The 23,990-nt window shown below is 38.6% G+C and carries 19 protein-coding genes, 1 tRNA gene and 4 pseudogenes; 7 read left to right on the forward strand and 17 right to left on the reverse strand.

Going from position 1 to position 23,990, the window contains the following annotated elements; genetic code table 11:
• Positions 1 to 123 precede the first annotated feature (123 nt).
• The 3 genes from hpf to LEUFL_RS0102440 form a co-directional block, all read right to left on the reverse strand.
• Entirely contained in the window at positions 124 to 672 is a 549-nt protein-coding gene (gene hpf / locus LEUFL_RS0102430) for a ribosome hibernation-promoting factor, HPF/YfiA family (RefSeq protein WP_010007228.1), read from the reverse strand.
• Positions 673 to 753: 81 nt separating this feature from the next.
• The gene (locus tag LEUFL_RS0102435) at positions 754 to 1,329 is read right to left on the reverse strand and encodes a ComF family protein (protein ID WP_237697873.1); all 576 of its coding nucleotides are present in this window, start codon (positions 1,327 to 1,329) and stop codon (positions 754 to 756) included.
• A gap of 94 nt (positions 1,330 to 1,423) precedes the next feature.
• Entirely contained in the window at positions 1,424 to 2,737 is a 1,314-nt protein-coding gene (locus LEUFL_RS0102440; protein ID WP_033192892.1) for an ATP-dependent helicase ComFA, read from the reverse strand.
• A 34-nt stretch (positions 2,738 to 2,771) separates the two neighbouring features.
• Here LEUFL_RS0102440 and LEUFL_RS0102445 point away from each other — a divergent pair, with 34 nt between their 5' ends.
• The 4 genes from LEUFL_RS0102445 to LEUFL_RS0102460 all read left to right on the forward strand — a co-directional run bounded on the left by LEUFL_RS0102445 (position 2,772) and on the right by LEUFL_RS0102460 (position 5,645).
• Positions 2,772 to 3,407, forward strand: coding sequence for a YigZ family protein (locus tag LEUFL_RS0102445; protein ID WP_010007231.1), 636 nt, complete (start codon positions 2,772 to 2,774; stop codon positions 3,405 to 3,407).
• A gap of 48 nt (positions 3,408 to 3,455) precedes the next feature.
• A tRNA-Arg gene (locus tag LEUFL_RS0102450) sits at positions 3,456 to 3,527 on the forward strand.
• 79 nt (positions 3,528 to 3,606) lie between these two features.
• Complete coding sequence (gene proB / locus LEUFL_RS0102455) at positions 3,607 to 4,404, forward strand: glutamate 5-kinase (RefSeq protein ID WP_010007232.1); 798 nt, start codon at positions 3,607 to 3,609, stop codon at positions 4,402 to 4,404.
• Positions 4,401 to 5,645, forward strand: a complete 1,245-nt coding sequence (locus LEUFL_RS0102460) for a glutamate-5-semialdehyde dehydrogenase (RefSeq protein ID WP_010007234.1) — start codon at positions 4,401 to 4,403, stop codon at positions 5,643 to 5,645. Before proB ends, LEUFL_RS0102460 begins: the two co-directional genes overlap by 4 nt.
• 48 nt (positions 5,646 to 5,693) lie before the next feature.
• On the opposite strand, the gene LEUFL_RS0102465 is transcribed toward LEUFL_RS0102460, so the two are convergent.
• The 4 genes and pseudogenes from LEUFL_RS0102465 to trpS form a co-directional block, all read right to left on the reverse strand.
• Positions 5,694 to 6,905, reverse strand: coding sequence for an NADH-dependent flavin oxidoreductase (locus LEUFL_RS0102465; protein WP_373419063.1), 1,212 nt, complete (start codon positions 6,903 to 6,905; stop codon positions 5,694 to 5,696).
• Positions 6,906 to 6,930: 25 nt separating this feature from the next.
• Entirely contained in the window at positions 6,931 to 7,461 is a 531-nt protein-coding gene (locus tag LEUFL_RS0102470) for a hypothetical protein (protein ID WP_010007238.1), read from the reverse strand.
• A 96-nt stretch (positions 7,462 to 7,557) separates the two neighbouring features.
• Entirely contained in the window at positions 7,558 to 8,616 is a 1,059-nt protein-coding gene (gene adhP, locus LEUFL_RS0102475) for an alcohol dehydrogenase AdhP (protein ID WP_010007240.1), read from the reverse strand.
• Between the two features lie 163 nt (positions 8,617 to 8,779).
• Positions 8,780 to 9,807 (reverse strand): annotated as a pseudogene (gene trpS / locus LEUFL_RS11080) (tryptophan--tRNA ligase).
• Positions 9,808 to 9,918: 111 nt separating this feature from the next.
• Here trpS and LEUFL_RS0102485 point away from each other — a divergent pair.
• A complete protein-coding gene (locus LEUFL_RS0102485; protein WP_010007242.1) occupies positions 9,919 to 10,905 on the forward strand; it encodes a ketopantoate reductase family protein in 987 nt (328 codons plus the stop codon).
• Between the two features lie 109 nt (positions 10,906 to 11,014).
• Positions 11,015 to 11,683, forward strand: coding sequence for a phosphatase PAP2 family protein (locus LEUFL_RS0102490; protein ID WP_010007243.1), 669 nt, complete (start codon positions 11,015 to 11,017; stop codon positions 11,681 to 11,683).
• A 109-nt stretch (positions 11,684 to 11,792) separates the two neighbouring features.
• Here LEUFL_RS0102490 and LEUFL_RS0102495 read toward each other — a convergent pair whose 3' ends face one another.
• From LEUFL_RS0102495 to LEUFL_RS0102540, 9 genes and pseudogenes are all read right to left on the reverse strand, one after another.
• Positions 11,793 to 12,266 (reverse strand): universal stress protein, encoded by a 474-nt coding sequence (locus LEUFL_RS0102495; RefSeq protein ID WP_010007244.1) that lies wholly within the window; start codon positions 12,264 to 12,266, stop codon positions 11,793 to 11,795.
• Positions 12,267 to 12,290: 24 nt separating this feature from the next.
• Positions 12,291 to 13,672 (reverse strand): annotated as a pseudogene (locus LEUFL_RS11085) (Nramp family divalent metal transporter).
• 461 nt (positions 13,673 to 14,133) lie between these two features.
• Positions 14,134 to 15,053, reverse strand: a pseudogene (locus tag LEUFL_RS11090) (cation diffusion facilitator family transporter).
• A 56-nt stretch (positions 15,054 to 15,109) separates the two neighbouring features.
• On the reverse strand, positions 15,110 to 15,814 hold the full coding sequence (locus tag LEUFL_RS0102515; RefSeq protein ID WP_010007250.1) for an NAD-dependent protein deacylase: 705 nt from the start codon (positions 15,812 to 15,814) through the stop codon (positions 15,110 to 15,112).
• Between the two features lie 30 nt (positions 15,815 to 15,844).
• Positions 15,845 to 16,791 (reverse strand): annotated as a pseudogene (locus LEUFL_RS11095) (nitrate ABC transporter ATPase).
• Complete coding sequence (locus tag LEUFL_RS0102525) at positions 16,788 to 18,017, reverse strand: hydroxymethylglutaryl-CoA reductase, degradative (protein WP_010007253.1); 1,230 nt, start codon at positions 18,015 to 18,017, stop codon at positions 16,788 to 16,790. Before LEUFL_RS0102525 ends, LEUFL_RS11095 begins: the two are co-directional and overlap by 4 nt.
• On the reverse strand, positions 18,010 to 18,936 hold the full coding sequence (locus LEUFL_RS0102530) for a Ppx/GppA phosphatase family protein (protein WP_010007254.1): 927 nt from the start codon (positions 18,934 to 18,936) through the stop codon (positions 18,010 to 18,012). Before LEUFL_RS0102530 ends, LEUFL_RS0102525 begins: the two co-directional genes overlap by 8 nt.
• 127 nt (positions 18,937 to 19,063) lie before the next feature.
• Positions 19,064 to 21,049: an ABC transporter ATP-binding protein/permease gene (locus LEUFL_RS0102535; protein ID WP_010007255.1), complete on the reverse strand. Its 1,986-nt coding sequence runs from the start codon at positions 21,047 to 21,049 to the stop codon at positions 19,064 to 19,066.
• A gap of 77 nt (positions 21,050 to 21,126) precedes the next feature.
• A complete protein-coding gene (locus LEUFL_RS0102540) occupies positions 21,127 to 22,113 on the reverse strand; it encodes an NAD(P)/FAD-dependent oxidoreductase (RefSeq protein WP_010007256.1) in 987 nt (328 codons plus the stop codon).
• Between the two features lie 109 nt (positions 22,114 to 22,222).
• Between LEUFL_RS0102540 and LEUFL_RS0102545 the strand changes: the two genes are divergently transcribed.
• On the forward strand, positions 22,223 to 23,179 hold the full coding sequence (locus LEUFL_RS0102545) for a nucleoside hydrolase (RefSeq protein WP_010007258.1): 957 nt from the start codon (positions 22,223 to 22,225) through the stop codon (positions 23,177 to 23,179).
• A 32-nt stretch (positions 23,180 to 23,211) separates the two neighbouring features.
• Here the strand turns inward: LEUFL_RS0102545 and LEUFL_RS0102550 are convergent, their stop codons facing one another.
• The gene (locus LEUFL_RS0102550) at positions 23,212 to 23,850 is read right to left on the reverse strand and encodes a deoxynucleoside kinase (RefSeq protein ID WP_010007259.1); all 639 of its coding nucleotides are present in this window, start codon (positions 23,848 to 23,850) and stop codon (positions 23,212 to 23,214) included.
• Positions 23,851 to 23,990 lie beyond the last annotated feature (140 nt).

Raw genomic sequence — 23,990 nt, forward strand, 5'->3', positions numbered from 1 at the left:
TAAGTGCTTTTGCGCACAATATTCTAGGTACCATTATACCAAAATAATAAACGTTATTAAAGCCAAATAAAAAGAGCCCCACATTGGGCGCTCTTTGAATCATCAATATAGTTAGTATCTGAATTACAACTCAGCTGTTTCAAGTAAACCATAGCGGCCATCACGGCGCTTATAGATCACATTAACACTCTGCGTTTCGGAATCTTCAAAGATAAAGAAGTCGTGTCCCAATAGGTCCATTTGCAAAGCTGCTTCTTCAGAATTCATTGGCTTCAAGCCAACACTCTTTGTTCGTACAATTTCGAGTGCTTCATCATCAGTTTCTTCAGTATCAAATTCATTTCGTGAATCAATACCCTTATAACCGGTTTCACGTGACTTACGGTTAATCTTAGTCTTATACTTTCGGATTTGACGTTCTAGCTTCTCACCGACATTATCAACAGCTGCATACAAATCAGCGTGTGTATCTTCAGCTCTCAATACAACGTAAGGTAACACAATCGTTACTTCCACCTTACCGGACTTATTTGAGTTATAAGTGCGTAAATTAACATTGGCGACTGCATCTTCCTCAATATATCGATTGAGCTTGTTTAAACGCTTAATCACATACTCACGGATTGCCTCTGTAACCTCAATATTCTCACCACGTACTTTATAGTCTAACATTATGAATATCCTCCTTACGTTGGTTCAACATTATTATACCACAGTTGTAAGCGTTTTCTGTAAAACATATTAAAATTTTTATCATCTTGCTAATGATACAGAACGCACCGCTTGCGCGCCAACACTGTACAATAAATCTGCAGCATAATACATCGTGTTGCCAGTGGTATAAATATCGTCAATGAGCAAAATTGACTTACCCTGTAAATTGATTGTACCATCAATCAATTCAAAAGGTTGCTTTCTTGTCATCCTTTTTTGACGGTTTAATTGTGACTGATGTGCTTTTTGATGCGCACGAACGCTTAACAGTTCTTGGTACTGGCATCCTTCCAGTAAGCCAGTCACTTGATTAAATCCCCGTGTTAACCAAGTTTGATCGCTAATCGGTATTGGCACTTTAATGTAATCTGAATAGTTTTTTAAATGTTGCAACAAAACTGATCTAAACACCTCACGCAAAGCATAATCACCACTAAATTTATAGCGTTGCATATAATCTTTCATCGTTGCGTTATAGCGATATAATGCACGATGTTCTAAGAGTTGCTTACCGTTACTTTGCCAGCGCTGACAATCTTGGCAAAGCGTGTCATCATGGCTTAGGCGACCACATCCAAAGCATATCCGTTCACCAATTGTTTCAAATTGTGTCAAACATTGTGCACAAACTGCCGGTTGGGTTGTACGTATGCCCAGTATATCTAAAACGTCGGATTTTGTTAGTATGCTTTCTTGACATAATAGACACTTATTCATCATTATTTTGCCTCAACACATTGCCTAGTTGGTTCATCTTTTTAATCTGTCGTTGTGCTAAACGCAGTGCTTGTGTTTTATAAGTCACATAGGCGCAGACCAAACCACTTGGCCGTTCATGACTTCGCCCCACTCGACCTGCAATTTGAACCAAAGCATTTTCTGAAAAGATCGGATCATCAGCGCCTAAAATCAACACATCAATGCCAGGCAAAGTAACGCCACGCTCTAATATTGTTGTCGTGATTAAATATTGAATGCGCTTATCACGCATCATTTGAACTTTTTCTTGCCGTTTTGGATCACCAGCATAAACACTTTCTCCCAGCATATCTGGCCAATGCTGTCGTATTATGTCAAGTAATGGTGCCAAATCCTTTATTTTAGGGACAAATAGCAAAAATCTTTGGCCTGATTGGTAATAACGTGATAATTGTTGATGCAAAGTAGGTGGTACTGTTGGTTGACGTTTCTTTTTACGCCAATCACCAACATACCGTACCGTTATTTGTGGTAATAAATGTTGATGAAAGCGCAATGGCAAATAAGATACAGATAATTTTTTACGTTTGACTTGTCGTTGTAGTTGGGGCGTTGGTGTCGCTGTTAAATAAATTTGTGTTCGATCTATCTTGCTTGCTTGTTCAACAGCATAAGCAAGCATTCGGTCTCCAGCAAAAGGAAAACTATCAACTTCATCAATAATAAGCAAATCAAATGCACGATAAAAACGTAGCAATTGGTGTGTTGTCGCTAATACCAACTGTGTGTAACGATACGGCAATGGCTGTTGCCCATGTAAAACAACCATATCACTCTTAGAAAATGCTTGTTCTAAACGCGGTGCAAGTTCAACAATCACATCAACCCTCGGAGAAACAATACCAATACGCAAATGCGCATTCAATGCCGTATGAAGCAACGGAAAAAGCATCTCCGTTTTACCAGCACCTGTAACTGCCCACACCAAGTGATTTTGCTGTTGTTTTAATTTTTGTACTAAAACTTGGCTTACTTCGTTTTGTTGTGGTGTCAACGTCCCTGTCCAAGTTAGCATATGTTTTTGATTAAAATGGTTTGGCTCTGGTAATGTTAAAAAATGATCCAACGAGCTTACTCGTCCTAAAGCCAAACACTGACGGCAATAAAATTGTTGACGCGGTAATCGCTCCAGATTACGACAGCCACATCTTTGACAGGTGTTCCCCTTAAATGTTGGCAATATTTCACAATTTTTAACAGGTTGTGCGACTACCTTGGGCCAAGTGACCAGGCGCCCATATAAACTTTCTGGCTGAATTATCATGAAAAAAAGATCCTTTCATGATATAGTACGAATTATGACACAATATCTAACAATTCAACCACAACAGTTTACTTGGGAACAAGACATTAAAAAGTCCCGTTTTATTCTTAATATTGCCCGTGTCACAACGGAAGAACAAGCGCAGGCATTCATTAATCAAATGAATAAACAGCATCATAAGGCAACGCATAACGTTTTTGCTTATATGCTCGGTGACACTGATCACATTCAACGCTATAGTGATAATGGCGAGCCGAGCGGCACTGCTGGTGTCCCAATGTTGGAAGTCCTACAAAAGCGAGGACTCCATGATATTGTTGCTGTTGTGACACGTTATTTCGGCGGCATCAAGTTAGGTGCTGGTGGATTAATTCGTGCTTATTCAGGGACAGTCGCTGACGGGTTAACACAAACAACGCTCGTTCAGCGTGTGACACGTCAAGCTATAACTATCACGACGAGCTATAAAAACCACCCTATATTAGAACACTGGCTTACCGAGCATGATTTTGAGATAATGCGTACTGAATATGACACAGCTGTTCATATTGTCGTGCCAGTTGCTGAAGCAACTGTTACCGATTTCATTGCTCAAGTCACTGATTTATTAGCTGGAAATGCCACAACCAGCATTGGTGAAACTATATTTTTTGAAATACCAATGACATGATGTTCTTCCATAACAACGTAAAATAGTTTATAATTGAGTAGTTGTTTTGCGCGGTTAGTGTAATGGATCGCACGCAAGATTCCGGTTCTTGAAATCCGGGTTCGACTCCCGGATCGCGCATCTAAAAAGCCACTTAAAGTGGCTTTTTTCTTTTATTTTCGTTTATAATAATAGTTACATTAAAGAAATAGGAAAAAACATGAGTGAATCATCATGGCAGCGATTAGTTGTCAAAGTCGGAACAAGTACATTAGTCGATCCAGCAGGTCATATTAAATATCCTGTGATTAACCGACTCGCACAAACATTATCATCATTACAGCAAAATGGTCATCATGTCATTCTTGTCACATCTGGAGCTGTAGGCATTGCTTTAGAACAAATGTCGTTGTCACAACGTCCATCTTCTATCCCGCATCAACAGGCATTGGCTGCCTTAGGACAAGGTTATTTGATGTCCATTTATAATCAAAGTTTTGCTTTTTATCATCAACTCACAGGACAAGTATTGCTCACCTATGACGTATTTGACAATCCTAAAATGCGACACAATATGATTAATGCGCTAGAAACAATGCTCGCACAACACATTATCCCTGTTATCAACGAAAATGATGTTATTGCCGTCGACGAGATGGATCATCGGCATTCATTCGGTGATAATGATAAATTAGCTGCTATGGTTGCCCAAGAAGTCAATGCAGATGGCCTCATTGTACTCAGTGACGTTGATGCCTTATATACTAGCAACCCCGCTTTAAATGCAGATGCTAAACCGATACATCGTGTCTATGAAATTACAGATGCTATTAGATGTAGCGCAACGGGTTCAACTTCTAATTTTGGTACAGGTGGTATGGCAACCAAGCTTGCAGCTGCTGAAATCATGTTACTTAATCATAGTAAGATGGTCCTCATTAATGGCGACAATCCGGCACTCATTTTAGACGTTGTTAAAGGTAAACAAATCGGGACACTTTTCGAGGAGGAAAAATGACATTATTAGAAACATTAGGTCGTCAAGCTAAACAGGCGACATCCGCAATTGCTAATTTATCATTAGACACACGCAATGCCATTCTAGAAACGATGGCACAAGCTTTAGAAAACCAACAAGATAGCATTATCACTGCCAACAAAAAGGACTTGGCACAATATCAAGCAACCCTATCAGGTCCTATGCAAAAGCGCCTTACTCTGACTGCCCAAGATATTCATAATATCGCAGTGTCATTACGTGCAGTCATTGATTTACCTGATCCTTTAGCTGGTCCATATCCAACTTGGCATAATCATGCTGATCTTAAAATCATTAAAAAGACAGTACCCTTAGGCGTCGTTGCTATGATATACGAAGCACGGCCTAATGTCACTGTCGATGCTGCTGCATTAGCCATCAAATCAGGTAATGCAATCATTTTACGTGGTGGAAAAGAAGCTTTAAACACAAATATAGTACTCACCCATATTTTACGGCAAGCATTACAACAACATAATCTCAATCCTAATATTATTCAGTTAATCACGGATACGAGCCATGAAACAGTAGCTGAATTGCTCCATTTACGCCAAGCGATTGATGTTTTGATTCCTAGAGGATCTGCAAAGTTCATTGATTTTGTTGTCAAAAATGCAACTGTACCGGTGATTGAAACTGGTGCTGGGAATACACATATTTTCGTTGACGACACCATGGATGAAAATAAAGCAATTCAAATTATCATTAACGCTAAAACACAAAAACCATCCGTCTGCAATGCCGCTGAAAAGCTCTTAATTCACGAAAACATCGCTGAAACATTTTTACCTAAAATTGCTAATGCGTTAATCGATGCGGGTGTTACTTTACGTGGTGATGAGGCTAGCCAAGCAATTGTTAGCAACATTCAACCTGCTACTGACCAAGATTGGTCTACTGAATATAACGACCTCATAATGGCTGTTCACATTGTTAAGAATATTGATGATGCGATTGATTGGATTAATCAATATACAACACATCACTCAGAAACCATTATTAGTACTCATCCACAGCATGTCACACAGTTTATGAATGCTATAGATGCTGCTGTCGTTTATCAAAATGCGTCTAGTCGATTTACTGATGGCTTTGAGTTCGGTTTTGGTGCCGAGATTGGTATTTCGACCCAGAAACTACATGCCCGTGGTCCGATGGGCTTACCAGCGCTAACAACCATTAAATATGAAATTTATGGCGATGGCCAAATTAGAGAATAAAAAACACCTGGTGATTACTCACTAGGTGTTTTTTAGGTTTTAATGTCATCAATTTAGTCGGATCGATCGGTTTTGGTGGGATAATCGGTACTTTTTATAGTAACGCCACGGTTGTGTCGCATCAAATTCAATATCCGTTGTGACCGGCAAACCATTTTTAAACATTGACAATAAGCGTCTTTTCAATGGATCAGGAATACCAAGTAATGCAAAATCACTCGGTGAAATGGCATATCGAATAGCTTTTTCATCGTTATTGCTCACTTTTTGGACCCAGTTCGGCTCGACAATTAACTCACGCGCCATGGCAGCCAATGTTACGCCATTATCTAATAAATCTTCAACGTCCTGTGGTCGTTTAAGCAAACCAGCAACCATTAACGGATAATTCACAGGTAATATTTTTCGGTAATGTTGCACAATCGTTTCCTGATCATTTTTATCTCTAAATGGTGTTTGACGGGCATCTTTTAATGATAAATGTAAATAATCAATCGGTAACTGAATTAATTTTTCAGTAAATAACAAAGAATCCGATAAAGTCAAACCTGGTGTTATCGTTTCTTCTGGGGATTGTCGATAGCCCAGCACAAATGGTCGTGTTGCATACCGGGCAATAATCTGTGATACTTTACCCACAACGGCCAATGGAAAACGCATACGCTTTTCCAAAGTGCCACCCCATATATCTTCACGTTGATTACTATCTGGTGACAAAAACTGTTGTAATAAATAGAGATTCGCGCCGTGTAGCTCAACACCATCAAAACCGGCTAGAATCGCACGTTTGGTTGCTTGAGCAAAATCATCAATAATTTCGACAATTTCATCATGAGTTAATGCACGTGGTGTTTCATGTTGCCCATGTGGATAAGGCCGACTTGAAGCAGAAATAGGTTGCTTACCACGTAATATAGCTGTTGTTGATTGTCGACCTGCTGAAAAAAGTTGCAAAACAGCTTTAGCGCCTTGTGACTGAATGGCACTAGCTAATTGACTAAGACCAGGAATTTTATCATCATCTGCCGCTGATAAACCACCTTCAAACCCTTTGCCCATATTGTGTACATGTGCAACTTCGGTAATAATCATGCCTGGTCCAGCACTGCGCATGCGATAATAATTCAATTCATTTTCTGTCACTGAACCGTCTTCAAAAGAAGACCACATCGTCGTTGGTGCCATAACGATGTGGTTACGCAAGGTCATATTTTGCTTAGAAAATGTATAATGATCTAAAAAATCATAGTTCATTGTCATTTCTCTCCTAGCCTCTAATTGTTGATTAATCGGGTAATATAATTTGTGTCCCACCATTATCATTTTGTTGTGCTTTTTCTTGCACTAAATGACTTGGAAATAGAGTCACTTCACGTTGATCAAAACCAATAATTGAAGAACCTAACACACGTGTAATGAGCGTCATCAATCGTTCTTCATAGCTTTCTTTTTCAATGGCTTCGATTTCTGGCTTTAATCCTTGTTGAAACATATTCAAATGAACCTGTGGTATTAATGCATATTCGCGCCCGACAAGTGCTGCCCACTCTTCTAATAGGCCATCTGGAATCTCATCGTCTTCTGCAATTAAAGGCATAAAGTTAATACTAAACGTATTGTCCGATTCATCGTCAGGGTTAAACTGCTCTGGCGTTAACGTCCCCTGCGTCATTTCTTTAGCGTAATCAAAGTTAAAGGGTCGTTGTTCATCAAAAATATGAATGAACCCCTTCGTTTGTTGTGAGTCATCATCTAAATCTACGACGCGTAAAATACGCTCTCGCTGTCCTTGAAACAATTGTTGTGTGTAATACATTTACTTTGTCTCCCAACTAGAATCATTTACTCAAGTTTAACATATTAAAATAAAAAGGCTGTGATCTAACCACAGCCTAGACATAACATTTTTAAATTATAGTGATGTAAAGTCAAATACCTTACGTCCAGTAATCTTACCCTTCTTCATTTCATCAACAACATCATTGATATCACGGAAATCAACGCGTTCAACAATTGGCTTAACCTTACCTTCAGCACCAAACTGGAAAGCCTCTGATAGATCTTGACGTGTACCAACTAATGAACCACGAACCTCGATACCGTCCAAAACTGTCTTAGCAATGTTCAATGACATATCACCTTGTGGCAAAGCAACGGCAACTAACTTTCCCATTGGACGTAATGCATTAACAGCTTGTGAGAATGCTGCATCATTAACAGCAGTCACTTGGGCATTATGAACGCCACCTGTTGCTTTTTGGATTTCTTGTGCAACATTGATACCTGGTTGCTTACGGTTAATCAATACTTCCGCACCATTTTGATGTGCTGCCTCTAACTTATCAGGGTTCCCATCAACAACGGCAACATGAGCACCAAATACACTATGTGCATACTGAACAGCCAAGTTACCAAGACCACCAGCACCATGAACAGATACCCACTGTCCTGGCTTAGTCTCCCCAACCTTAAGTGACTTATACATTGTCACACCAGCACAAGTAATTGATGATGCTTCCATTGGATCCAAACCTTCTGGAACCTTAACAGCGTACTTAGCATTTACAACCACTTGTTGTGCCATTGCACCGTCAACTGTATAACCTGAGTTACGAACATTACGACAGAATGTTTCGTTACCTGTAATACAGAACTCGCAACCACCACAGGCGTCATAAAACCATGCAATAGAAACACGGTCGCCAACTTTCAAATAATCTGAAGCACCTTCACCAAGCTTGGCAACACGACCAACACCTTCATGACCGATAACGCGACGGAACTTACCATTACGTTGACCAAGTTCGTTGGGGTTACCAAAGTCACCGCCGGCAACGTGCAAGTCAGTATGACAAAGACCACAATATTCAACGTCAACTAACGCTTCGCCAAATGATAATTGGCGTGGTTGCCAATCATCAATCAAATCAACATAACCATCTGGTGTTTCACGAACAACTGCTGCTTTCATGTTTCTTTCCTCTTATCTTATATGTGAATTTATTTACAATTAAATTATAACGACTTTTCCTTAAAAAGTAAACTATTCACTGATTATTTTTACACTATTAAAAAGTAACAAGTTACCTTTTTCACTTTATAAATAAAATAAAAAGCACCAAAAGGTGCTTTGATCAATTCATTGCATCAAAATAATTAATGCCCATAGCCTCGCGTACTTCTTTCATTGTTGCTTCCGCAACAATGTTAGCTCGCTCTGAACCTTCTTGGAGCATCTTCAAGACAGCTGGAATATCTTGTGCAAAAGCTTCTCGACGTTGACGAATTGGTGTCAATTCAGCATCCATTACATCAATCAAATGCTTTTTAATTTCATATCACCTAATCCACCAGCTGTATAATGATCTTTTAATTCTTGAACACGTTGCTTATCTGGATCAAAAATGTCCAAATAAGTAAAGACAACATTACCTTCAACATGTCCGGGATCCTCAACACGAATATGTTGTGGATCTGTATACATAGCCTTTACTTTTTTAGCAAGCGTTTCTGCATCATCAGCCAAATAAATGCCGTTATTCAGTGACTTAGACATTTTTGCATTACCATCAATTCCTGGTAAACGTCCTTGTCCTTTAGGTGGAAAAATCCCCTTTGGCTCAACTAGAATGTCGGTTGCATACGCATTGTTAAATGCACGCACGAGTTCGCGCGCTTGTTCAATCATCGGCTCTTGATCATCTCCAACTGGTACTTTTTTAGCTTTAAAAATTGTAATATCAGCCGCTTGAGATATAGGATAAGTTAAGAATCCTGCTGGAATACCTTCACCAAATCCGTTTTGTTGAATTTCAGCTTTAACTGTTGGGTTACGTTGCAAACGCGCAACACTAACTAAATTCATGAAATAAGTTGTTAATTCTGGTAAGCCTTGAATTTGAGATTGTACAAAAATAGTCGACTTGGTTGGATCAATCCCCACAGAAAGATAATCCAATGCAACTTCAGTTAATGAACGCCGAATTTTTTCAGGGTTGCGTGCATTATCTGTGAACGCTTGCGTATCCGCAATCATAATAAATGGATCAAAGTCACCTGTATTTTGCATCGCAACACGATTTTTCAATGATCCAATATAATGTCCAATATGTAATTTCCCGGTTGGACGATCTCCGGTTAAATAAATTTCCTTTTCAGACATGTCTTTACCTCTAATGACATTCTATCAGATAAATAATCTATTTTTATGAAAATAAATTGACAAAAAATGTGATAAACATTAGAATAATATCATTATACGGAGGTGACGTTTATGAAATACGCAATAGTTGGTGCTGGTGCAATGGGATTACGATATGGTATTTTGCTACAGGAAAATGCCGGTGTCCCCGTTGATTTTATTGAGCCTATTCAGGCAAGTCTCGATGCGATTCAGGCACAAGGGAATAAAGTTTGGAAATCACGCGATCATGAAGACCGGCATCTTATCGATATTAATATTTTCTCACCTGAAGCGTACAACGGTGATCCAGATGTTTGGATCTTCTTTATGAAGCAAATGCAATTACAAGATGCCTTAGACCGCTTATCATCTAAGTTCAAATCCCATCAAACGGCACTTGGTGCTATGAATGGCATGGGACATATTGAAAAATTAGAAAAATACTTTGACCAAGACAAAATCATTGGTGGTACAGCGATGATTGCCACTGTGTTAAATGATTATGGTGATGTTGACTTCATGGGAAAAGAAGGTGCAGGCTCCTCCGTCTATGCTAATTTAACGCAACAGGATTCTGAAACCATTCGTGCGCTTGAACAAGATTTTCAAGCAGCACATCTCAACCCTAGTATCACCAATAATTTTATGGGTACTTTACTGACTAAAGTATTTTTCAATGCGGTTGAAAACTCTATAGCCACAATGTTCCAATCACGTATGGGTGAACTCATGGCATATGATACTTTCTTAGAAGGTGTTGCTCGTCCATTAATCAATGAAGCGTACGATGCAGCCGAAGCAGCAGGCATCACCCTAATCGAAAGTCGAGATGATATGGTCAAACAAGTGGATTATGTTTCTAATGTGGCCAATCCTTTGCACTTCCCTTCAATGTATCAAGATTTTGTCAAAGGACGGCCCACAGAAGTCGATTACATTAATGGTTGGATTGCAGATTTGGCAGAGAAGAATGGTTTGCAAGCGCCAAATCATCGACTCGTTACACATTTCGTTCATCTTGCAGAAGCAATGCGCGAATTTAATCCGCCAGTTAACCAACTATTGCCTAAAGCCTAAATCATTTGTACTGATTAATCTTTACACTAATTTATAATTTTACCTTGTTTCAATCGCCGGACTTATTTATACTAGGGGTAGTGTAAAATTTAATATTTTGGAGTACCTCATGATTATTTCCGTCGAGAAGAAACAGATACGTCGTGCAATAATTGCCTTTATCGTCATGCTTCTATTAGGATTATTAGTTAAAATCAACTTTTTCTTTCCTATTAAAGTGGATGAGGCTATCTACAATTTCTTTGATAAGGTTCAAACACCTTTAGGAGATGTAATAATGTCAATTAGTACATTCCTTGGTGAACCAACTATTGACATTATATACGCGGTTGTCTTATCAGTGATTTTGGTAATTGCACGCTTAAAAATACCAGCAATGTGGGTTATCGCAACAGTTCTTAGCGGTGACGTTGTTGGTTATATCTTAAAGCATTTATTTGCTAGAGCACGACCAAGTGGCCATTTGTTAACAGATAGTGGATTTTCATTTCCGAGTGGTCATTCCTTAGGTATCACAATGATTATCATGATTCTGTTGATTCTAGTGATTCCGAATATTAACAGTTCACGAACTAGAATGTGGCTGACTTGGATCCTTTGGACATTTGGTGCATTGACATTGATGTCTAGAATTTATTTAAAGGCGCATTACTTCTCAGATATACTATCTGGTGCATTATTAGCCTATGCATGGGTTATTCTAACTGCATGGTGTTATCCAATCGTTGCTAATTGCCTCAAACAAAAAATTCCTTTCTTCAAAAATGAAGAAATCTAATAGCACATAAAAAAGCACTTTATCCGAAGTGCTTTTTTATTGCGTTCATTTACTGATAGGCAAATAAAAATCACCAGTGATTGTCCACTAGTGATTTTTACTACTATTATTAAGCTTGTGTTTGGTGACGTGCAATCATAGATGAGACGGCTGCGTTACGCGCAACATAAGCTGCTTGTGATCCCAATGTTCCCCAGAAACCCTTCTTAGAATGAGCACCAACGATAATTAAGTCAGCACCAATCTTAGGTGCGATTTCTTTAACGATGATTTCACCAGCTTTGGCACCATCTGCAAAGTAAGTTTCGACATTGTCAGCACCCTTTGCAATTGCATAAGCCTTATACTTTTCAAGGTTAGCTTGAATTTCATTACGCTTAGCAACAACTGATTCAAGACGAAGTGCATCAATTGTTGAGAGATCACCCATTTCTAATACAGAAACGATTGATAACTTAGCATCATCTTCACTTGCTTGATGAATGGCATGCGCTAAAGCAGTATACCCTTGCTCAGATTCATCGACACCTACTAAGATGTTTTTGAACTGTGTTGGTTCGATATCTAAATTCAAATTCGTCATCTCATCTCTCCTCTAACAGTAAAATTATGCAAACATACCAATAACTAGTTGAATGTTCAAAATTGTCAAAACAACGAAAGCAATCCAACCTAGTATTGTCAACCACATTGGGTTAACGAAATCTTCACCCATAATCTTCTTTGATGAAGTGAAGTGAATTAACGGTGCCATCGCGAATGGCAATGCAATAGACAAGAATACCTGAGAATTAACCAGTAACTTATCCAATTCAATTTCTGAACCACCATAGATAATTGTTGCAGCAACAACAGGAATCAATGCCAAACCACGTGTGATGACACGACGTAGCCACAAAGGCACCTTCATGTGTAAGAAACCAGCCATAACAACTTCACCAGTTAATGTTCCAGTGATTGTTGAGTTTTGACCAGAAGCAAGCAAAGCAACAGCAAACAATGTTGACAAGATTGGAGATGCAACTGCACCAGCAACAGTGTTGTTACCCAAGGCACGGTACATATCACCAAATGTTCCAACGCTATCTGCATGTCCGAAGAACAAAGCAGCACCCAAAATCAACAACATTGAGTTAATGATAAAGGCAAAAGTCAATTGGATATTTGAATCCCAAGTCATGAAACGAACAGCTTCTTTAAGTTCTTGCTTATTGTTACGATCAACCTTACGTGTTTGAGAAACAGATGAATGTAGGTACAAGTTGTGCGGCATAACTGTCGCACCAATGATACCCAACGTCATTGTCAACTGTGAATCAACACCAGGAGCTGCATGTTGATTCAACGCAGCAGCTTGTGGTACGTACCCACCAAGAATTCCTGAAATACTTGGATTTGATAGAATAACCAAGTATAGGAAGATTACCATAATTGTCACAATCAATGTAATAACGATTGCTTCAATCTTACGGAAACCAAAGTGCATCAACAATAACAATAAGATAACATCAAATGCTGTTGTTAACACAGATACAAGCATTGACCAACCAAACAACAAATGTAAGGCAATGGCACCACCAATAACTTCAGCGATATCGGTTGCCATCAAGGCAGCTTCAGTCATTAACCAAAGTATGATACCACCGGCTTTGTTAGTACGATTTCGTGTTGCTTGCGCTAAATCTTCTTGCTTAACAATTCCTAACTTACCAGCCATGTATTGCAACATCATAGCGATCAATGATGAAACCAAAACAACTGACAATAGGACGTAGTGGTAACGCGCACCACCACCTACAGATGTTACCCAGTTACCTGGATCCATATAACCCACAGCAACTAAAGCTCCTGGTCCTGAAAAGGCCATTAACTTCTGAAAAAAGAACCGTTCTTAGGTGGTTCAATCGAGCTGTTTACATCACCCAAACTCAAATCATCCGAAGCATTTTGAAATAATTTATGCTTTGGACTCGTCGTAGAATTTTCCATTCTATCTCTCCTTTGATTACTCTCAGGACATCATTAAACAAAGCTAGATTCATCTGTCAAAAATCAGGCAGTTAAAAGGAGGGCAATATCAGTAAATTGTCACTTTTCAAACGCAAAAAAGACCATAGTTACCCTATTATGTCTAATTTGGTTAAACACTTCCGTTGGTTAAAGGCAGGTGCTAAATAAGATTCATAAAGAATTTCATGCAACTTGGTTGTTGCAAGCTTATGAATTTTACCTAACTTGGCTATTTGTTGCCCCAGTTCTATATTTATGTTACTCGTAAATTGTTCAACGTCAAGATGCAAAATAAAAAATTCATTTTTAAAGGATGATCTTTTTTCAATAATGACAAAATGATAGCGGTTTAAACGTTTTTGTAAACGATTTCATTAAAATATTTCATTTTAATGACATCATAATTTTTTTAGTTATTCCAACTATTTTTTAAACATTGCTTAAATTTGATTACAATTTTGGTCAAATTTGTTCGTTTCAATTTGAATTGTGACATGACTAATGTGGTAAGTATGACGTAATTCTTGAGAAATTTCTTCTAAAATTTGCTGAGATAATTTCTCATTTGACACTGACAGATGAACAGTTAGTGCTGCTTCTGTCGTTGAAAGTGGCCAAATATGTAAATCATGAATGTGTGTCACACCTGAATGCGTAGTTAAATAATGTTTAACTGCATCTAAATCAACATTATCCGGCACACCATTAAGTGCTAGATTAAAGGTTGACTTGAATACAGACCATGACGTGACCAAAATAATCACACCAATAATCATTGACACAATGGCATCGATGGATTGCCAACCCGTGATTTGAATCAAGGCACCAGCGATAATCACACCTACTGAAACACCCGCATCAGATAACAAATGAATATAAGCTGTTTTGGCATTGAGATCTTGACCATGATGGTGGCCATGCTCATCAGGTGCACCGGATGCTTTAAATAACATTGCGGTAGAAAAGTTAATAATAATACCAACTGTTGCCACAATAGTGACCAACCAACCGGAAGTATGCGCACCAGTCGGCATGAGTAGGTCACGAATACCTTCATAAAAATCGTAATCACAGCAAATAACAGTAAAATTGTATTAAACAAACTCGCTAAAATTGACACATTGTGCCAACCATAGGTATGTTGCTTCGTTGCTTCTAAACCAAAAACAACAACTGCTAGCCAAGCAATCACAAGCGCCAACACATCACTTAAGTTATGAAAGGCGTCCGCAAACAGCGCTGTAGAATGGGCAATATTAGCGAATACTAGCTCGCCCAAAACAAATAAAATATTGAGTGAAATACCGATAAGATAAGGTGTTTGTTTCATGCTAGGATGTTGCGTTGTATGTTCATTCATAACGTCCCCTCACTTTCTATACTAACTTTACTACAATATGAAAAAAATTCATGCTTTTACACATGAATTTCTTCAAAAAATTCAACAGCATCCCCAATAACTTGTTGAACTGGGAATGGTGTATGAATATATTCTAAATTAATAGCAATAATTGGCCTGTCTTTTTGTGCATATTGTAGTAAGCCAGCAAAAGGATATACTTGAAAACTTGTTCCCACTACCACAATTAAATCAGCCTCTGAAACCCAGCGTACACTTTGTTCAACATCAAAGGGGACCTCTTCGTAAAAAGTAATCGCGGGTCGCAACAGAGCACCATCTTGTCGATACATGGATTGCATATAATTTTGCCATGGCGTACGTTTTTGATCTTTTGGTGCATACACATCGTACAACGATCCGTGAAACCGAACCAAATGTTGTTGTGGCGTGTTTGCTTGAACATGTAAATCATCGACATTTTGTGTCACAATCCTAGCGCGCCCTTGTTGTGCAAAGGTTGCCATTTTTTGATGAATGATATTAGGCTGCGCGTGTGGAAAGTACATATTATCAATCATAAATTGGTACTGCTTTTCTGGTTCACGTGCAAAAGCTGTTGCACTCAAAAGGTATTCCGGTCGCAAGCTAATACCATTATAAATACCATTTTTTGAACGATAATCTGGTATACCTGATGCTGTAGACACGCCCGCGCCAGTCATAAACACAATGCGCTTAGACTGATTAAAAGTTTGTTGAATCTCTGGTGTTACTAACAATTTTATATGCTTCTTTCATATGATATATGGTCAACGCTCAATATAAGGTAGGGCTAGTTTTTAAATAATGCCTCAACGGTCATTGCATAAATTTCCTTAAAGAAAGCGGGTTTTTGGCTCTCATCATCAGAAAATGTTAGAACAAAACTGTTCTGTCGATCTGTCTTATTAAGGCCAACATATGCTGTCTTCTTAGTTTGAAAATCCAACATTTCTGAATGAAAAATATCAAAAACTTGTCTCACTTCTTGGTTGAGCTGGCGCTTTGACAACACACTTGTTACCGTCACAAACTCATTGGCATTAATTGTTGGCTTTCCCCACTTTGCCAACACTTCGTCCACGTGAGTAAAGAGTTGCACTACTTGGCGTCGTAATTGGCGCGAAGAGGTTACATCTGCCTGTAAGATGGGTTCTACTAACTGCTTAGCTGCCGTATAAGCAATTGGATATGTTGTTTGTAGCGTTGTTAGAAAATACTTTTCTGGTACGAATTGGGCAAAGACCAAAGCATCAAGCAATGTTAATAGTCGCCACAAACTTTCATCGTCTAATTCACCATTCTCTGGCGTCAGACTATCTTGAATACCAGCTAAATAAGCCGTAGCTGTTTCACGTGTTAAAATACCTTTTTTAGCCAACTCTTGGTAAGTAATGGCATGCAATACGACATGATGCAAACGAGTCGCAATTTGGATCAATTGATCATCGAGCCCTTCATCATCAAATGATAATGCAAAAAAGACTTGCGGCATAATGTTATTTAAAGTGAGCAACATTTGCAAGAGTTCATTACCAATTTGAAAATCAGCGGCTGTACTATCTTCTAATTCAATTAATAAACGTTCACCAAGCACCGATTGATGAATCTGATCTACTAATAATCGACCAGATGCTGGTGCACTATCCCTCACCATAACCGTTCCAGGATAAATTTCATTAACAGTATCTAATAATTTTTGAATATTGGGTGTCATGATTTCTCTCTCAATTCATTTAAATATTGCGTTGCAATAGTTGTATCAACGCGCGACAATTGGGTTAATTTTTCAGTAAGCTGCGGCACCTCATCTGGTGTGGCACCAATTTGAAGCGCTAAAGCACGGTATTGCATACGCATATGGCCTTTTTGAATACCATCTGAAACAATGGCACGCAATGCCGCCAAATTCTGTGCCAGGCCAGTTGCCACAATCATGCGTCGTAATTGATTTGCACTCACGCGCTCACCAATAATGCGTAAAGCATTTTGTGCCTGAGGCAATGCCGAAATCGCACCACCTACAGTGCCAACTGATACAGGTAAAGTCAATGTTCCTTTAAGCTGTTGCTGTTCAATTGACCAAGTCGCTAATGCCGTATACCCGCCTGTTTTGGCTGCATAGGCATGACCTGCTGCTTCTAGTGCACGCCAGTCATTACCATTTGCTAATGTCACGGCACTGGCGCCATTAAATAGTCCTTTGTTTTCAGTTGTTGCACGATACACATCGTGATGCCCAAAGTGATTAATAGCGACAATACGCTCAGCGATATCTTGACCACCAACAGCTGAAAAAGGTAAGCAGACGGTTGCTGATACCAGTTGTTGTGTTGCGTAATTACTTAAAATACCAGCTAAAATTTGCGTATGAAATATATCAAAAATCGGTATAATACCGGCTAATATGGTATTCACAATATTAGCACCCATCGCATCACATGTATCAATAAAACAATCAATGCTTGCCATATTGTCAGTAACCATGCGTAATTCAATGTTTTTCAAACCACCGCCACGCGCCACAATACTAGGATGTGTTGCCTGTGCTTTGGCAAATATTTCATCTCGATGTGCCGTTAAGAATACTTGCAGTGCTGTGTAATCAGTAATCTGATGTATTAAAATTTGACCAATCATGGTATTGTCAGTTAATAATTCAGTATGAACACCACCGCCAGCATTTAGCATTTTAGCACCATGATTGGCTGCAGCGATAACGCTTGGTTCCTCTGTAGCCATTGGTATGTTATAAGCCGTACCATCTAATAATAGGTGCTTTAAGATGCCCATCGGTACCGTAAAATTTGACACATAATTCTCAATAATTTGTCCAGAAACTAAATCTTGTGCATTTTTAAGTGCCATCATGACATTTTCGGGTAAGTTCAAAGTTTCTAATCGTTGATTAGGCGTTAACTCGTAAAATTTTAATTCACTCATGTCGATAAGAGAGTAATTCAGCAATAATGCCCTCTCTAACCCCACTTTCTGAAAAAATAACTTTAGGTGATTGTAATGTCCGCATTAAGTTGACTAATGGTAAAAGGCCACTAACAATAATATCCGCGCGTGATTTCTCTAAACCAACAATATTCTCACGTTCATATCGTGATAACTGGCATAGCGCATCAAAAATCAATTCTACTGTTTCAAATGGTAATTCATAACCATGAATTTGTTCAATATTTTCCTCACCAAATTGTTGCCGTGACATTCTGGCTAATGACCGATTAGCACCACCTAATAAAATTACCGGTAATCCTTTTTGATGCGCTAGCCATGGTAATGTAGCATATTGTGACAAAATATAACCACAGGCAGCAGATATATCATTCAACTGCGCTTGATTTTCCAGATGAAAACGCTCGGATAGGCTCACTGCACCAAATGGCAAGCTAACGGTCGCTAAATGACGACCACCTGCAACTGGAATTAATTCCACAGAAGCCCCTCCGGTGTCTAAAATTGTCGCATTTTGGACATCTAATGTTGTCACAACACCAAGATAATCATAGTAAGCTTCTTGATCACCAGTTAGTACTTCAAACATAATACCGGTTTCTTGTGCTACACGTGATAAAAACATCGCCTGATTGTGCGCCATACGCACAGCAGCAGTCGTAATTGCCTTAACAGTAAGCGGCTGATAATGTGCATAAAGCTTTTGGAACGCTTTTAGGGCACGAATAGTGCGCATAATTGGTTCTTCTTTTAGCAATAATTCCTCGCCCATGCCTTGTGCAATTCTAGTATCCTGCTTTTCACGCATAATTTCATCATGAGTGCCATCATCATGTATCTCTTCAACAACAACTCGCAAAGAGTTGCTACCTAAATCAACAATTGCTAAATATGACATGTGTTCTCCAGTCACTTACTTTTTAAATATTCATCATTTCTTTCCAGTATAGCAAATATTGACAACGAAATAAAAAATGCTACGTCGTTAAACAACGTAGCATTCATTAAATATTTAAGACAGAATATTAATCCGCGGCCAAAGCATCAATGGTATTCAACTTAGCTGCCTTACGTGATGGCACTAAGCTAGCCAGCAATGCAATTAACAAACTAATAACAATCGCGAAAATCACATTACCAATAGATACCTGTACAATGTTAAATTTAATCAAATTATACAAGGCAACATTCATTAGTGCTTGTCCTGCATAAGCTGCAACAAGACCTAATACCGCTGAAATCAAGCCAATCAACAGACTCTCATTTGTAAATAAGCGACGAACATCTTTAGAACGAGCACCTAAGGCACGCAATACCCCAATTTCCTTTGTACGTTCTGCAACAGACATATACGTTGTCACGATAATCATAATTGCTGAAACAAGTAAGGAAATACCAGCAATAGCAGCTAAGACATACGAAGCGAGACTTGTAATGGTGTTAATCGTGTCGAGAATATCACCGATTGACATGCCGACAAAAGCACGCTTACCATCAATTTCAATCTGATTGACTTTCTTCACAACTGACTTTACATTTTCAGCATCGTCAATGCCAATTGTGGCATATGTTGGATCTGTTGTTGCCTTAGCTTTTGCTAATTGGTCTTTAACCGTGTCAAAACTCATGCTATAAATGGCACCTGATTGTCCACCTTCAGCAATACCTACAACCTTCAACTTATCTTTAATTTGGACAGGTTGATTGTCTTTATTAAAGGCAAAGTATGAAAATGATACTTCTTTACCAATTAAGCTCTTCCAGTTATCACTATCAATTTGTTGAGCAAAAGTCTTATCAATAACTAATTCATTGTGACCTGGTTTGTGACCAGCCTTAATACTCTTGCTTGAAAAGGCAGACGTCCAAGTTTGAATTTGTGCGCCTTGTGTTTTCTGCTTACCATACGTAAACGTCACATTACCAAATTGATAACCACGCTCTACCTTATCAATATGATTTACTTTTTGTAAACGATCAATATAGTTGTCAGGTAATGTTGCAGCGTTATAATCCGTTGCCATTGCTTGTGATGTTTCTTGCATCCGCTGAGAAGCCGGCGCATCCTTATCTTCAGTCACATTACGCATAACAGTCGGATAATTAGGATTAGCCAACTGTGTGACTTGATCGTTAATATATCCTTTAATACCATTACCTAATCCAAGGAATAAGATAACAGAAAAAATACCAATAGCTGAACCTAAAGTAATCAAGAAGTTACGTAGTTTATTGAAACGCAAGTGATCAAAAGCCATTTGCCATAGTGTTTTTGATGACAAAGGACGAGAAGGTATCCTATCTTGATGCGCTGGTAATTCAAATTTAGGCTTCAAACTCTTTTCATTATCAATTTTACCGTCAGCCATATGCAAAATACGCGTACCATAGTTGGCAACTTCCTGAGAATGTGTCACCACAATGACTAACTTACCATCTTTAGCGATGTCTTCTAATAATTCTAATACTTCGCGTGTGTTAACAGAATCTAACGCACCAGTTGGCTCATCGGCAATAATGACATCAGGAGATGAGGCCAAAGCACGCGCAATGGCAACACGTTGCTTTTGACCCCCTGATAGTTGGCTTGGATACTTGTGCATATGTTCAGCCAAGCCAACCTTATCGAGTAATTCAGTTGCCTTTTTCTTACGATCAGCACTAGACAACTTCGTCATGTTTAAGCTTGTTAAAACGTTTTCCAAGTTCGTTTGGTAATTAATTAAGTTAAAACTCTGGAAAATATAGCCTACCGTTTGGCGACGATAAAGATCCAATTGTTTCTCTTGCTTATGATCTAACAGATTGCCATTAACCGTAACAGTTCCCTCAAAGTTACGATCCAAGCCACCAATGATATTCATCAATGTTGACTTTCCGCCACCTGACTCACCTAAAATAGAAACAAATTCACCCTTTTCAAACTTCAAATCAATACCTTTAAGGACAGGAAATTCTTCCTTACCCAAAAAATATGATTTATGTATTGCTGATAACTCTAAAAATGCCACTAAATCCACCCCTTACTTATCGCTTTTTATGTAGTTAAAGTCTAGTATAGCATACACTTTTATTCTATTTACTAGAATTATAGTGACATTGCGCTTGAATGTCCGGGTCCACCACGATGTGGATCAAAGAAACGGATTGCCGCATTAATGGCGGCCGGTGCTTCACCAAAGCCAATTGCAATCAAATCATTCTTACCATCATAGTAATTTGCATCCCCGATAACGAAATAACCCGGAATATTTGTTGCCATTTCCTGATTTACAATCATCCCTTGCATGACACTTTCTGGTTGCGCTTGCCAGCCCAAAACCGTTTTATTTTCAGAAATAAAACCATAATTAATAATTAAGTCGTCTACAACAATCGTTTGAATATCATCAGGATTTTTAACATGCGCCAAAGTAATTTCGAGCTTTTGGCTGACTGTGGGCATCACTTGAACCACTCGTCTTGGCGTTGCTTGATCAATATCACTTGCATTTAACGCTTTAACGCTTTGTTCCATCGCTCTAAACTGTTCGCGTCGATGTATAATTGTTGTCTGATTTGCCACTTCATTAAGCATAACCGCCATATCAACAGCTGAATCACCACCACCAGCAATCGCAATATCATGGTTTCGAAATTGCTCAGGATTAGGGACAAAATAATGTACACCATGTCCAACCAATGGCTCAACGCCTTCAATTTGCATTTTACGGGGTTCAAAAGCACCCTTACCCGTTGCAACAATAATACTTTTAGCCACAATCATTGATTGATTTGTTGTGATGATAAAACGTTCATCTTGTTTGACCACATCACTAACTGTTGTGTGTGTTAAAACTTCTATTGGAAACTTAGCCATTTGTTGGGTGAGTTGTTCCACTAAATCCCGACCTTTAATATTTGGAAAACCCGCAACATCAAATATATGCTTTTCAGGATATAAAGCACTTACTTGACCACCCAAAGTCGCCATACTTTCAATTAAAACTGCCTTTGTATCTCTTAATCCAGCATAAAAAGCAGCAAACATACCGACTGGACCGCCACCAATAATGGCAATATCATATTCTTGCATTTATCGTCCCTCCTTTACTTCATTATTATACGATAAAGGCAGATATTGTTTTATAATAGAATTATTAATTAAAGGAGAATTGTGCTGCAAGCAGCACCTTAATAAATTCATGGCAAAATACAAAATGATTTTAGACTTAGATACAGGCGTTGATGATGCATTAGCCCTTGCTTATGCAGTTGGGGCGCCAGAAGTAGATCTTATTGGTATCATTTCAAGTTATGGCAACACACTAGTTGATATCGCTGCTCAAAATTCTCTTGACTTATTACATTTACTAGGTGCAGATGATGTCCCTGTATTCATTGGTGAAAGTCATTCTAGCACCACAGACCATTTTGATGTCATGAACATTTCTCAGTTAATTCATGGTAAAAATGGTATCGGTGATGTCACATTAACCCCTTCACCACGACAGGTTGAAAAAGAAACTGGCGTTGATTTCTTAATCAGAGCAGCACATGATTACCACGAAGACTTAATTCTTGTCCCTACTGGTCCTCTAACCAACTTAGCAGCGGCGATTAAAAAAGATAATCAAGTTGCTGAATTAATCGGACAAACAACTTTGATGGGCGGCGCATTAACTGTACCTGGTAACGTTACACCATTTACAGAAGCCAATATCCACCAAGATCCAGAAGCAGCTGATTTTGTCTTTACACATCAAAAGAACTTAACAATGGTTGGTCTAGATGTTACTTTACGTACACTCTTAACTAAAAACGAAACAGCCGAATGGCGCCACCTTAATTCTGAAGCGGGTGAGAAGTTTGCTAGCTTAATGGATTTCTATATCGATGCTTATTATAATCTCGATATTGATAAACGTGGCGCTGCGTTGCATGATCCTTTGGCGGTAGCAGTGAGCATAGACCCAACATATATTACGGGATTACCGCTGAATATGCGTGTGACCTACAATACAGAAAACGGCGACTACGGGCGTACCATTGGTGACAAGACACAATTATTAGCCCCTACGACATCTAAAGCAGCGGTTCTGGTTGACACTGATCGTTTTGTTAAAGATTTTCAAAATATGATGTTAACTGTTCTAAAATAAAAAGGTTGAGACGCCTAAGCGTCTCAACCTTTTTATTTTTGTCTAATTTCCGATAATTTAGTATCAATCATATCGATAACGTTATGGCGTGCCTCTTCGCTCTCAACAAAATCAAAACGATCGCCGTCAATTTGCATTTTTTCGGAACGATCATAATTTTCAAACCAATGATCATAACGTTGGTTGAGCTCTTCATAATAACGATACAAACTAGCGTCATTTTCAATTTGTTCGAAAGCACGACCACGTTTTTTAATGCGTTGTAGCATTGTATCAAAACTAACGCGAACATGGATTAATAATTCTGGATCTTTTGATACAGTCGTTGGTAATTCCATCATCATATTATTCACTAATGAATCATAGATTGTTACCTCAGTCTGTGTCGCACGACCCAAATCAGCATTCAGTTTAAATAAAAGTGAATCTTCAAAAATCGAACGATCTAAGACATTCAATTGATTTTCTTGTGCCCGCTTAATTTGTTCCAATCGCTTATTTAAGAAATAAATTTGTAGTAAGAAGCCATATTTTTTAGGATTTTCATAAAATAACGGCAGAATTGGATTATCATCCACACTTTCATAAAAAGCTTGCGAACCTAGATGATTTGCCAATAATTCTGTCAAACTTGTTTTCCCCGCACCAATCGTACCGGATAATACAATCATGTTTTTCTCCTGTGTTGTCTCGATTTATAACGATATATAGTATAACAAATATATCATGTGTATGTATTCACAATACAATTGTCTCACAATCTCATATCTTCTTCGTCAAAAATGGTTCAGCCCCAGATAGCAAGGATTAC

Origin of the sequence: Leuconostoc fallax KCTC 3537 (genome assembly GCF_000165675.1) — a bacterium.
GTDB lineage: Bacteria > Bacillota > Bacilli > Lactobacillales > Lactobacillaceae > Leuconostoc_B > Leuconostoc_B fallax.